Genomic DNA, 12,886 nt, shown 5'->3' with positions numbered 1-12,886 from the left:
GCCCCTTAACAAACCCCACCGCACGCCCGCTTAATCCCCCATAATGCCGAACTGGGGTCCGACGTTTTGCCGACGCAAATCCGACGCAATGCCGACCGGGCATTTCCCAGCAAAATAAGGCGTTAACCCAAGATTCGCCGCAAATCGCGAAAACCACCGTACGGTGGGGGCAACGCAACGCCCGCCGCGCGCCTATCTGACGCCCCGTTCCGGAGATGCATTTGCGCTAGAAACGCACCTCGCCGACTGGTAATTCCCGCCCAACAGGAAAGGGAAAGACCATGAGCGCCACCGCCAAAAAACGTGCCCCCCTCCCCGATGATATCCGCGCCGCCAAGGGTGGCACACCGCTTGTCAGCCTGACCGCCTACACCACGCCCATGGCGCAGATGATGGATGAGCATTGCGATTTTGTGCTGGTCGGCGACAGTGTAGGCATGGTGCTGCACGGGCTGCCATCCACCCTTGGCGTGACGATGGAAATGATGATCCTGCACGGGCAGGCTGTCGCGCGCGGGCTGACCTCGGCCATGATGGTGATCGACATGCCGTTCGGGTCTTACGAGGAAAGCAAGGAGCAGGCGTTTCACAACGCTGCGCGGCTAATGGCCGAAACTGGGGCTGGTGCGGTCAAGCTGGAAGGCGGCACCCAAATGGCTGAAACCATTGCCTTTCTTGTGGCGCGTGGCATTCCGGTGATGGCTCATATCGGGCTGACGCCGCAATCCATCAACACGCTTGGCGGCTACAAGGTGCAAGGGCGCGGCGACGCGCGCGATGCAGCCCTCTCCGATGCGGATGCGGTGGCAACAGCGGGTGCCTTTGCGGTGGTGCTGGAGAAAGTGCCAGAGAGTTTGGCCGACGAAATCACGGCCCGCGTGCCGATCCCGACCATCGGCATCGGGGCGAGCGCAGGATGCGACGGGCAGATATTGGTCGTCGATGACATGCTGGGGCTGTTCACCGCCTTCAAGGCGAAATTCGTCAAGCGTTACGCACATTTGGGCGATGACGGGACTGCGGCGATTGCCGCCTATGCAGCCGATGTGCGGACGCGCAAGTTCCCCGGCAAAGAACATGTCTTCGCGGACGAGGCCCCCAAGTGATCGCGCCCATCAAGCGGACTTTGGCGGACCTGCGCGCGCAGACCGCCATCTGGCGCAAGGCAGGCGAAACCATTGGCGTCGTCCCCACCATGGGCGCGCTGCATCAGGGGCATCTGTCGCTGGCCCGCGCTGCCCGCGAACGTTGCGATCGGGTGATCGTGACGATCTTCGTGAACCCCAAGCAGTTCAACAACCCCGATGATCTGGACAGCTACCCGCGGACCGAGGAAGACGACGCGCGCAAGCTGGAATCGATTGGCGTCGACTTGATCTATGTCCCTGATCCGGAACAGATCTATCCCGATGGTTTTGCGACAAACGTCAGTGTCGCGGGGCTGACGGATATGCTCTGCGGTGCTGCCCGCCCCGGCCATTTTGACGGTGTTGCGACCGTGGTATCGAAGCTGTTCCTGCAGACCTCCGCCGACTTCGCGTTCTTTGGCGAGAAAGACTACCAGCAGCTACAGGTCGTCCGCCGCCTCGCCGCCGATCTGGATATCCCGATCGAAGTTGTCGGCTGCCCAACCATCCGGGAAGAGGACGGGCTGGCCATGTCCTCGCGCAACCTGCTCCTGTCCGACCGGTCACGGATCAAGGCACCTGTGCTGGCCGAAGTGATGGAGGATATGGGCGCGCAACTGCTGGAAGGGGCGACGATGCGTGACATCGTCGATGACGCCAAAGCGCGGATACTGGCCGCGGGCTTCAACGAGGTGGATTATCTGGAACTGCGGGACGGCGGGGATTTGTCACTACTGGATCGAACCAAGCCGGATGCCCGGTTGTTTGCGGCAGCCTGGCTGGCTGGGGTCAGGTTGATTGATAATATGGCGGTAGGTTTGTCGGCGGGCTGATTAAAGCCACGTGGGGGACAGCCTTATCGAGGTGATGCCTGGGGCAGAGCATGTATGAACAAATGCTTGCTACACGCCACGGAGTTGCGGTTTGCCTGATCTCGAGCAATGATTTTTCCGATTTGCCTCGGCTCTGTTCCGCCTCTATTCCAAAACGGCTCTGAGAAGCGCACGCCTGTCTGTTGGACTTAATCCTCCGAGCACGACAAGGGTGCCGCTAATCGCCTCAACCGCGCTCAAATTGTACGGTGCACGGAATATATCGGCCAAGAGTAGGACGCTTAGTGTCGTGCTTTTCAAAAAGTCGGGGTGCGGTGCCCGAGCTCCGGAATCGATTAGGCGTTGTGGACCACCAGCGAGCATAATTATTGCGCATACCAGTCTTTCTGGATCCTCCGTCGGGTTTTCAATCCATTGCCCAATCGCGTAATTCCGCAATCGATCCTGCGAGATATAGCATTCCGACCGGCTAAACAGCTCCCCCGCTTCGCCGTCATAAAATGCATCAAGGGCATATGGAGGGAAATCCACACCGGCGATTTCTTCTTTCGGCGAAAAAGGGGTGTCCACACTGACCTCATGGGCCAAAGCGCTTCCTGTGATAAAAATTGAGGTCGTGATAGAAAGTAGTTTTTGAAGCATCGGACTCTCCATGAGGTGGATCTCGCGAAGAATAGGTCAGCGTTGAAATGCCCGCTAGCGCTTTTTTTGCAAGGCTTGTGAACCGTCTTGGAGACAGTTCGCATGTTCGTGTGAGGCGGCGATCGCGTATAAGGTCTCTTACATCGACTTTGGGAGTGAATGTCGCCAGGACAAGTTTCAGTTTTACGCGGAGCTGTCAGTGTTGAGCCACCTTACCGCAGCAGAATATCCACCAACGCCCCCGCCATCACCTTGGCACTGTCGAGCATATCCTCAACCCCAACATATTCATCCGGCTTATGCGCCAGTTCCAGAATCCCCGGCCCGTAGGCGATGCAGTTCTTCAGCTTCCCAATCCGGTCGATATGTTTCTGGTCGTAAGTCCCGGGCGAGGCCACGAATTCCGCAGGTTTGCCAAGCACTTGCTCGATCTGCGCGGCCACGATCTGCACCACCGGCGCGTCCCGGTCGGTCATGCTGGGCAGGACCACGTTGATCTCGCGCAGGTCATAGTCGAACTTGTCGCGGCTGGCCTTGAGGTCTTCGAGCAGCTTGGTCACTTCGCCGCGCACATCGTCGATGTTTTCCTCTGCCAGGAACCGCCGGTCGATAACGATCCGGCAACTGTCGGGCACGCAATGGGCAGGCAGGCCGGTGTAGTCCGCATCCTGTTCCGGCTGGCCGCCATGGACGGAGTTGATGTTCATTGTTGATGATCGCGCCCCTTCCGGCACCACCGGCATGTCCGTCGTGCGGGTGGCCATGGCGGGGTAGAGCTTGTCCTCGAATTCGGTCAGCACAGCCCCCATATGCCGGACCGCGCAATCGCCCAGAAACGGCATGGAGCCATGGGCGATTTCGCCGAATGTCTCGATCTCTGCCCACCAGCCGCCGCGATGCCCAAGGCACACGCGATCCTTGTTCAGCGGTTCGGGGATGATCACATGCTGAACGCGTTTGGGATCGAAATAGCCCTGTTCGGCCAGATAGGCGACGCCGCCATAGCCGCCGGATTCCTCGTCTGCGGTGCCGGAGATTTCGATGGCGCCCGCAAAATCGGGGTGGGTGGCGATGAACGCTTCGGCGGCGATGATGGAGGCCGCCAGCCCACCCTTCATATCGCAGGCGCCGCGCCCGTAGATTTTCCCGTCGATCAGGTCACCGCCAAACGGGTCCGTCGTCCAGCCGGACCCGACCTCGACCACGTCGATATGGCTATTGAAATGCACGCAATCGCCTTTTGCGGTGCCTTCCCGTCGCGCCACGATATTCCAGCGCGGATATTTGTCGCTGTCGCCGGGGGTGCCGTGGGCGCGGATCAGCTCGGTCTGAAATCCACTGCCTTGCAGGCGTTTGTCCAGAAACTCGCAAATCTCGCGGTAGTTGTCGCCGGGCGGGTTCAGCGTTGGGATGCGGATCAGGTCCTGTGTCAGCGCGATCAGATCGTCGCGCCGGTCGGTAATGGATTGGCTCAAGTCAGTCATGGCCTGACTATTGGCCAAGGAACGCATCGACACAATCGCCAAATCATGCATATCAGGGCGGGCAGGCAGCAGGGTTTTGGCGATGGCGTTTCTTTTGGGTGTGGACACAGGCGGGACCTATACGGATGCCGTCGTGCTGGACGAAGCTGCGGACTGGGTTGTCGCATCGGCAAAGGCGCTGACATCGCGGCCTGATCTGGCAATTGGCGTTGGTGCGGCGATTGATGCAGCACTTGGCCAGGCAGAGGTGTCGCCCGACCAGATTGCCATGGTGTCGTTGTCGACCACATTGGCCACCAATGCGCTGGTCGAGGGACAGGGGGGCAAGGTCGCCCTGGTCGCCATCGGGTTCGACACGGCTGAGTTGGGGCGTGCCGGGTTGGCCGAGGCGCTGGGCAGTGATCCGGTGATCACAATTGCGGGCGGGCATCATCATAGCGGAGATGAAAAGGCCCCGTTTGATCGGGCCGCTTTGACCACAGCGTTAGAGGCGTTGGAGGATGGTGTCACAGGCTTTGCCGTTGCCGGCAGCTTCGCCGCGCGCAACCCGGCGCATGAACTGGCTGCCCGCGATCTGATCCGCGAGGTGACAGGCAAACCGGTGACCTGCGGCCATGAGTTGTCGCAGGCTTTGGGTGGCCCGAAACGGGCGCTGACGGCTGTGTTGAATGCGCGCCTGATTGGCATGATTGATCACCTGATTACAGCCTGCGAAGGGCATCTGGCCCATCTGGGCATCACCGCCCCCTTAATGGTGGTGCGGGGGGATGGGGCGCTGGTGTCGGCTGCTGTGGCCCGGGCAAAGCCGATTGAAACGATCCTGAGTGGCCCTGCCGCCTCTGTCGCCGGGGCCAGTTGGCTGACTGGCGTGAAAAACGCCATGGTCAGCGATATCGGTGGCACCACGACCGATATCTGCCTGCTGTGTGATGGCAAACCGCTGATTGACCCGCAAGGCGCGCGTGTTGGCCCCTACCGCACGATGGTTGAGGCAGTGGCGATGCGCACGACGGGTCTGGGCGGTGATAGCGAGGTGCATCTGACGGACGGTCTGGCAGGCGGGCTGACCTTGGGGCCGCGCCGGGTCATGCCAATGTCGCTTGCGGCGACGGTGTATCCCGACCTTGTGCATGATGCTTTGGACCGCGCCTTGGCGCAGGATGTGCCGCCGGTGGATGATGGGCAATTTGTGATCCCGGTCTGGGGGGATGCACCAACCGGGCTGGACCAGCGCGAGGCGCTGATCGTGGATCGGCTGCGCGCCGGGCCGATGCGGTTGGGACAGGCCGCGCAGAAGCGGTTTGAAATGGCGGCGCTGCGCCGATTGGTTAGTCGCGGTCTGGTCATGCTGGCAGGGATCACCCCATCGGATGCGGCCCATGTACTCGGTCGTCTTGATACATGGGATGCTGCAGCGGCGCGCAAGGCGTTAAGCCTGGCTGCCCGTCGCAGGACGGGTGCAGGTCAGCGTCTTGCGGCGGGGCCCGACATGATGGCCCAGATGATCGTTGATCAATTGACCGCACAGACCGTCGATTGCGTGATGCAGGCGGCCTTTGCCGAGGATGGTTGGGACGATCCGGCCGCCCTTGCCCGGCATCCCTTGATCCATGCGGGGCTGGATCGGCGGCACGGTTTGGTGAATGTGCAGATGTCGCTGGGCCTGCCGCTGATCGGGCTGGGGGCATCGGCCCATAGCTATTACGGGCCGGTGGGGGACAGGCTGGGAACACAGACAATCCTGCCCGACCATGCTGGTGTGGCCAATGCGATAGGGGCTGTTGTGGGACAGGTGGCGATGCATGTCAGCGGTTCGGTGACCAGCACGGGACCTGGTACTTTCGTGGCGCATCTGCCGGACGGGCCCGCCCGATATGACACCTCTAACGCCGCCATGGCAGCGCTGGAGGCAGCATTGCATCGGGAGGCCGGACGCAAGGCGCAGGCGTCGGGCGTTGATGAACCCCATTTTCGCGTTGAACGTGACGTGGCCGAGGCTGAAGTTGAAGGGCAGCAGATTTTCGTCTCCGCCCAGATCAAGGTGACAGCGGGTGGTCGCCCGCGCATCGCCAGCACATAGCGATTCGGCGATCCACAGCCTGCGCAAACCTCTCAATTCACTAGATTTCTCGCTATTGTTTACGTATAGTAAACACAGCCATATTTTTGTGTTACACTCCGCGCAGCAATTTGAGCGAAGTCATTTTTAACGAGGAAATTGGTCATGACATTACGTGACGCGTATCAGGTATTGACGGCAAATGAGGCTGCGGCAGGCAGCGAGCCTATCATTATTGAGCTGGTCTTTACCGAACCGCAAAACCCCGCAGAAGTCGAAGCGCAAATAACAGAGCAGCTGCCCAACGCGCCCGTATCTGTCACGACAGCCTTTGGCGGCGATACCGATCAGTTTCTGTTTGCGGCCTTTGAAGGCATTCGCGAGCGCGGGCAAGAACCTGAGATCTTCGCGCTTGCCCGCCAATTGCGCGCGGCACTCGACGCGCTGGAGGCGAACCCGGTTCTGACCGACAGTATCTATGGCGCGGCGGCGGTGGATGCGGCCACAGATGCCGAAAGCTTTGGCAATCTGTGTTCAACCGATCGGACGAACCTGCAGCCCTTTGGCTGGCCGCACAAGATCATCCACACCCCACAGGCCTGGCGCAAAAGCCGGGGCCAAGGGGCAACGGTCGCCGTGATCGACACAGGCTATTCCACCCATCAGGAGCTGAATGGCGCGATCCGGCAGACCGATCAACTCAATCTGGTCGAGGGAGGTACGGATGCCCATGACAAGTTCAGCAGCGGTTTTCTGAAAAACCCAGGACACGGCACGTTGGTCTGTTCGGTGGTCGCCAGTCGCGGCGATGTGGATGAAGACGGCAATGTGGCCAATAACGGTGCTGTTGTTGGCTCTGCGCCAGAGGCCGAGATCCTGCCCATTCGCGCCATCAAATCCGTTGTCAATTTCCGCCAGTCCACCCTGCCAAAGGCGATTGCCCATGCGATCAATCACGGGGCTGATGTGATTGCAATGGCGCTGGGCGGCCCTACCCGCGTCGCCTCGACCGAGCGGGCGCTGCGGATGGCTGCGGATGCCGGGCTTGTGGTCGTGTGCGCGGCTGGCAACTGCTGGCCAAAGGTGGTGTTTCCCGCCGCCTATGCCGCCAACGACATATGCACAGCGGTAGCCGCATTGACCCAGTCTTTGCAACCATGGGCCAAGTCAGGCCAGGGGCTGCAGGTGACAATCGCCGCCCCGGGCGAAAACGTATGGGGGGCCGCCAAGAATGCGGCCACCGACCCCGATAACGGGGTGAAGGCGTCGCAGGGAACAACCCTTGCTACGTCGCTGACGGCGGGTGTGGCAGCCTGCTGGGTCGCCCGTCACGGGGGCCGCGCAGCACTGCGGGCCAAGGCGCAGGCGTCGGGAACGACAGTGCAGGCTTTGTTCAACAGCAGCGTGACCCATAACATCCAGAAACCTGCTGTCTGGAATGGATCAAACACGTTGGGGGCGGGCGTTGTGGATGCAGAAAAGGCGTTGAATGCCCCGCTGGCACCGGGAACCGAGGCAGTGGCAGGCACGGTGCCGGGCCCTGCCGGGGTGACATCGACGCTGGGTGTGCTGCAGACCCATCTGGCCAGTCATGATCCCGATGCGCTGGAGGATTTCGGCGCCGAACTGGCGGAATTTGCCGGCGAAATCCTATGGCTGTCACATCGTGCAGGCGCCAAGGCGCGGGCAGCCGAAAGTCTGGATAATGAGGCCGCTGTGGGCGCAAATCGCCCCAGCGATGAACTTGCTGCCGCACTGGCTGACAAACCGGTCCTGAAATCGGTACTTCGGACCCTTTAGGGTGTACCATGACCAACGCGCTGACAGCTGATGCATTGCGTCCTCACTTGGCGGCCAGGCCAGACCTGATCAAAGAGGCTTTGGCCGTGATCTATGCCGGTGACGCGCGCAATCTGAGCATGGACGCCATTGCCGTGCAGGCCGATCTGACCGGTCAGGATCAGGCCACATTGCTGGTGGCCAGTCTGGAAAAGCACGGGACAGACGGTGAATTCGCCGCTTTCCTGCAGGGCCGTGGCGTTGCTTTGACATCGTTTGACGACCTGCTCGACGGGTTGGCGCAGGGCCCTGATGACGGTGCGGTGGATCATGCTGATCTCGCGGATTTCGCAACCCGCAGCCATGCCTTTCGCTGCCGGATCAAGGTGGGTGGGCAGGTGATGGGCAGCGGCGCGCTTGTCTCGCCCCGGCTTGTCCTGACAGCAGCCCATGTGATCGAGGCGGCGCTAGACCCGGCGATCGCCACCAAGGTCGAGGTGATTGCCTCTGATGCGCATAGCTATCCTGCGCGCAAGGTCTTTGCGCTGCCCTGTCATCCGGACGAACATGGCGGCGCTCTGCCCCCGGCTGATCAGGCCGCGGATCATCTGGATGTGGCTTTGCTGCGCGTCGATCCGCCCTTGGGCCGCTGGTACAGCCATGTGAAACTGCCCAACCCGGTAAGCCATTGGAACGGTCACGATCGGTTCTTTCTTGTGCATTTTCCCAATGGGGTCGAAAACGGATTGGCCATTGGCGATATCACCCGGAACGACCTGGCCGAGATCCGGGTGCCCCATAATGCGCAGGCTGACGAAGGATCGTCGGGCGGGCCGGGCTTTAGCGGGAATTTTGAATTTTTGGGCATTCATCAAGGCCGTCTTGGCCCGTTCCGCCGGATCGTCCCCTATGATCTGATTGCCGCCAACGATGCGTTTCAAGAGGCGCTGAAATCCGACCAGCCGCCGCGATATCTGTGGTCGCTGGATGGGACGCTGGACAGCCATGTGGTGATCGGGCGCGGCAAGTTCTTTGATGCCATCACCGCCATGGTCGAAAACGACCCGCCCAGCCTGCGCGGTATCTGGGTCCGCCGGATGGACCCAGAGGTGACGACCGGGCTGAGTTTCAGCCACGATCTGCTGGATCAGTTCCTGCGCGCCAGCAATGCCAAATATCGTATCCTGCGCGTTCCCATGGATTTGGGGGTGACCGATCTGGTGACCCATATCAATCAAATCGCCGCGATTGGCGATGCGCCGGTGGCGGCGCAGGGTGTGGCCGATGGCCAGACAACCGATGTGGCGCATGACGATGATCGGGTGCGGCGGCTGGTGGACAGGCTTGATATGGCTGCAAAGGACGCAGACCAGACAATCTGGATTTATGTGGATAATCCGCCAACCGGTTTGCTGGCGGAAACACAGGTGCAACTTGAACATTTTGTGCAGGCGGTGATGACGCATCCGCATTTGCGGCTGGTAATTGCGGGTTACGAAACCTTTGGCCTGGTGAATGCGCTGAGCACCGAAGTGGCGGATGCCCGCCGTATGACGCGTCCCAACCTGATCGTGGAGGAGTTGAAGAATGTCACAATCGACGACGTCAAGCTAAGCATCGCCGAAATGGCGCGCGCTTTGGGTCTGGCGTGGTCGCCGGATGTTGTTGCCTTTATTGCCAGGCGTGCGGTTCAGGGGGTGGAGACGACATTGGGTCATTTCTTTGATCCCAGGCATTTCAGAAGAATCTCGGACGTGATCCGGGACGAAGCAACGCGGAGTATCGGCCAATGATGCAGGAATTGTCCCTTCAGGTGCAGGCCATGCTGGATATCGCCCGTCTGTCGGCAGCGCTTCAGAAACGGTTTCGCCCGGCCGATCTGATGGCCGAGGTGACGGAAGGGGCTGATCTGTCTGATCCAGTTCTGATGATCGACGTTCTGTCCCTGTTGCGCGAGGATTGCGTTGTTGACGGCGATCACTGGATCATGCGCCCCAGCCCCCGGCGCAAGGTTCTGGCGGCTGAAAAGGGCCGCACAGGGCTTGGCGTTGGCACGACGCTCACACCGGTGCAACAGGCGCTGGAGGGGGTGGGTGACTTTGAGCCCGACAGACTGGATGCCCTGATGGCCGAACCGGGTGATACCGATCTTGCAGCACTTGCGGCAACGCTGGATCAGGCGGGACCCAACGCGCCTGCCTATGAACAGCTTGTCGCCCTGCGCGCTGCATTGAACGGCCAGAAACAATCGCGTCGCAATGATGAGATATTGGAAAAAGGCTTCTTTGGCCGCGAAGAAGCCTTGCGCGATCTGGCGGATTGGTTGGCCCATCCGCAACAGAAACAACCCTTGCGCAGTTGGCACATCTCGGGTCTGCCGGGGATCGGCAAATCCTATTTGTTGGAAAAGGTGATCCAGTCTGCCCGACTGGCCCATAAACCGATCCTGATCCGGCTGGATTTTGATCGCGCAGCACTGGATGTCCTGAACCCATACGCGCTTTTTGAAGAGATATCGCGCCAGATGGCCGATGCCGTACCTGCCGCTGCACCGGAACTACGCAAGCTTCGCCAGCAAAGCGCGGCAGAGCGTCTGGAGTCCCGCCCGGCCACCAAGATGCGCCAACTGCCCCGCAAACTGTTGCGCGGATTGGCGGCAGTCGCCAATGACAGCGCCCGCACGGTTCTGTTTGTGCTTGATACGCTTGAAGTCCTGCGTGGCCGGGGCGAGACACATATCATCACGCTGTTTGAACATCTTGATCTGCTACTGGATTACGGAATGCAGCGGGTCACCATCATTTCGGCTGGCCGGGGTGACGCACTTGCCCCGGCCCCCCGCCGGATGAAAAAACATACCGCACTCAGCGGGCTGGAGGACTGGGCAGCGGAGGCGTTGCTGAAAAAACGGGGGGTCGATCCGGCGCTTTGGCCGCGCATCCTGCCGCTGGCCAAGGGCAACCCGCTACTGCTGACGCTTGCAGGGCGGGCATTGTCAGAGGAAGGCATCAGCACCGATGACCTGCCGGATGAGGCGGATGTCACAACGGTTGGTGGATACCTTTACCGGGCAATCCTGTCGCGGGTGCCCAAAGATCTGCGGGCCGTGGCCAATCAGGGTCTGACATTGCGGGCCATCAATCTCGAAACCCTGCAGAACGTTGTCGCGCCGCCCTTGGGTCTTGAGATGACCGAGGCCGCCGCCGCCAACATGCTGGAGACACTGGCAACCCATCATTGGCTGGTCGAACGGGATAACGCAGGCTGGATCAGCCACCGCAGCGATGTGCGGGCGGCTTTCCTGCCTTTGATCTACGCCGATGATCCGCAGACCATGGCCGCAATCAATCGGGCCGCTGTCGCGTGGTTTGACAGCCGCGATCCAGAGCAGGCCCTTTATCACAGGCTGCAATTGATGCGCGCCGGCGATCCGGCACCAGAAGTCAATCCAACGGAAGCCGCGGCATTCACTCAGCCGATGCTGGATGATCTGCCCGATCTGGCCCGCGATCTGGTGTTGCAGGCGCGAGGCAACCGCTCTGATTTCGGGCGGGCAGAGGCGCCTTCCACCAATGATCGGCTCCCATCAGCGGAGCCGTCGGAACTGACCTTTGAAGATATTGATCGCTTCCTCATCAAGCCGTTTTCGCCTGCATCGCCGGGGTCGAGAACCATTGCCTGGTCATCAAAGTTCGACCGGCTGATCTTCGATGCGCCCGGGACTGTTCGAACGCCAGATAAACGCGCCCTGACCGATTTGCATATGATGCTGGAACGCGGCGATGTGCGCGAGGCGCAGTATATCGTTGAGGAAAGCTTTGACGCGCCGTTCCCCATTGCATCCGACGCCGCCATCCTTGTGATCTGCGAGCAATGGCTGGCGGGTCGGTGGAGTGCGGTTGAGCGTCTGTGGCCCACAATGGGGTTTGATGTCCTGGCCCGCGTCCTTGATGACAAGGATCATGTGCGTGGCCGCCTGATGCTTGAAATCGCGGCAGAGTTCGATTTTGACGTTGTGGTCGATGCGATCCGCGATCAGGCGCTTCCGGATTTCGCCATTGATCTGATCCAGAACCCGCCCGCTTTTGGCATGGAACGGGGGGCGCTGGATTTTGCGCTGCTGGTTGCCCGTGGTCGCTTTGTACCCATCGATCGCACCATTGGCCATGTGGCGCATCTGATGGAACCATCAGAGCCTGAGGCGGGGCGCGCCGCCGTCTATGACGCTGACAGATTGCGCAGCCGGACGGGGGTCGAGATCGCTGAAAGCGCATATTCCGGGATCTATGCCGTCATGCCGCTGAACCCTTATGGCAGTTTTCTGGCCGCCCGCGCCCCGTTGTTCGGGGTGCTGCAGGAGGCGGAGGAAAGGCCCGACATTGCACAGGTTGCGCGCCTGTTCGCACCAGGTCTGACCCGGTGGGAGTTCCTGTCGGACACGATCCTGCACGGGATTGCTGACAAGATCGATGTGGCCGAAGGGTTGGGGTTAACTGCAGAATTTGCTGGTGGGCTGACAGCCTATCACCGGTTGCCTGATCTGCCGCTGATCGCCGCCGCGGCGGAGCGCTGGCGGCGGACAGTTGCGGGGGTTTGGTCCTACGGATCGACTCCACCCGAGGGCTGGACAGGTCAGGTGGCGGGTATGGATGACGGTGCAGTTGCCCTCATGGATCACCTTCTGGCAGATGCCAATTCGGTCGAACAGGCGCGCGCTGCCTTGACCGCCTGGATGCCTGATGACGGCGATGCAGCCCGCCTCGTCCGCAGATATGGCAGGCGATACAATACAGTGATGAGCGCAGATTTGCCGGAGGCTGCGGACAGCCCGCGCGCCGCAGTGCTGGAGGCGTATAAACACCTGACCAAGGCAGATGTACCCATGGTCGTCGCGGCCCCGCTCGCCATTCTGGCCGCGCACCAATTCAATCTCGACCGTATTTGATCACAAAGGAGATTTCA

Annotated in this window: 8 protein-coding genes; 6 read left to right on the top strand and 2 right to left on the bottom strand. The window is 60.7% G+C overall.

The genetic code is table 11. The features are described from left to right. Positions 1–281 precede the first annotated feature (281 nt). Both panB and panC read left to right on the top strand, forming a co-directional pair. Positions 282–1,106: a 3-methyl-2-oxobutanoate hydroxymethyltransferase gene (panB, locus tag ACFWW2_RS26070; RefSeq protein ID WP_393933484.1), complete on the top strand. Its 825-nt coding sequence runs from the start codon at positions 282–284 to the stop codon at positions 1,104–1,106. Next, positions 1,103–1,960 carry a pantoate--beta-alanine ligase gene (panC, locus tag ACFWW2_RS26065; RefSeq protein ID WP_393933482.1) on the top strand — a complete coding sequence of 286 codons (858 nt, stop codon included), beginning with the start codon at positions 1,103–1,105 and terminating at the stop codon, positions 1,958–1,960. Before panB ends, panC begins: the two co-directional genes overlap by 4 nt. A gap of 144 nt (positions 1,961–2,104) precedes the next feature. Here panC and ACFWW2_RS26060 read toward each other — a convergent pair whose 3' ends face one another. Together ACFWW2_RS26060 and ACFWW2_RS26055 are read right to left on the bottom strand one after the other, a co-directional pair. Continuing rightward, entirely contained in the window at positions 2,105–2,602 is a 498-nt protein-coding gene (locus tag ACFWW2_RS26060; RefSeq protein WP_393933480.1) for a hypothetical protein, read from the bottom strand. A 212-nt stretch (positions 2,603–2,814) separates the two neighbouring features. Further along, positions 2,815–4,086: an acetylornithine deacetylase/succinyl-diaminopimelate desuccinylase family protein gene (locus ACFWW2_RS26055; RefSeq protein ID WP_393933653.1), complete on the bottom strand. Its 1,272-nt coding sequence runs from the start codon at positions 4,084–4,086 to the stop codon at positions 2,815–2,817. An 82-nt stretch (positions 4,087–4,168) separates the two neighbouring features. On the opposite strand from ACFWW2_RS26055, the gene ACFWW2_RS26050 reads away from it, so the two are divergent. The 4 genes from ACFWW2_RS26050 (at position 4,169) to ACFWW2_RS26035 (ending at position 12,869) form a co-directional block, all read left to right on the top strand. Continuing rightward, positions 4,169–6,166, top strand: coding sequence for a hydantoinase/oxoprolinase N-terminal domain-containing protein (locus ACFWW2_RS26050; protein WP_393933478.1), 1,998 nt, complete (start codon positions 4,169–4,171; stop codon positions 6,164–6,166). Between the two features lie 144 nt (positions 6,167–6,310). Further along, positions 6,311–7,945: a S8 family peptidase gene (locus tag ACFWW2_RS26045; RefSeq protein WP_393933476.1), complete on the top strand. Its 1,635-nt coding sequence runs from the start codon at positions 6,311–6,313 to the stop codon at positions 7,943–7,945. 8 nt (positions 7,946–7,953) lie between these two features. Next, positions 7,954–9,717, top strand: coding sequence for a trypsin-like serine peptidase (locus tag ACFWW2_RS26040; protein WP_393933474.1), 1,764 nt, complete (start codon positions 7,954–7,956; stop codon positions 9,715–9,717). Continuing rightward, on the top strand, positions 9,714–12,869 hold the full coding sequence (locus tag ACFWW2_RS26035) for an ATP-binding protein (protein ID WP_393933472.1): 3,156 nt from the start codon (positions 9,714–9,716) through the stop codon (positions 12,867–12,869). Before ACFWW2_RS26040 ends, ACFWW2_RS26035 begins: the two co-directional genes overlap by 4 nt. The last annotated feature ends 17 nt before the right edge of the window (positions 12,870–12,886 follow it).

Origin of the sequence: Yoonia sp. R2-816, from assembly GCF_046762905.1 — a bacterium.
Lineage (GTDB): Bacteria > Pseudomonadota > Alphaproteobacteria > Rhodobacterales > Rhodobacteraceae > Yoonia.
Note: the sequence above shows the minus strand (reverse complement) of the source record. Positions and strands in the feature narration are given on the sequence as shown.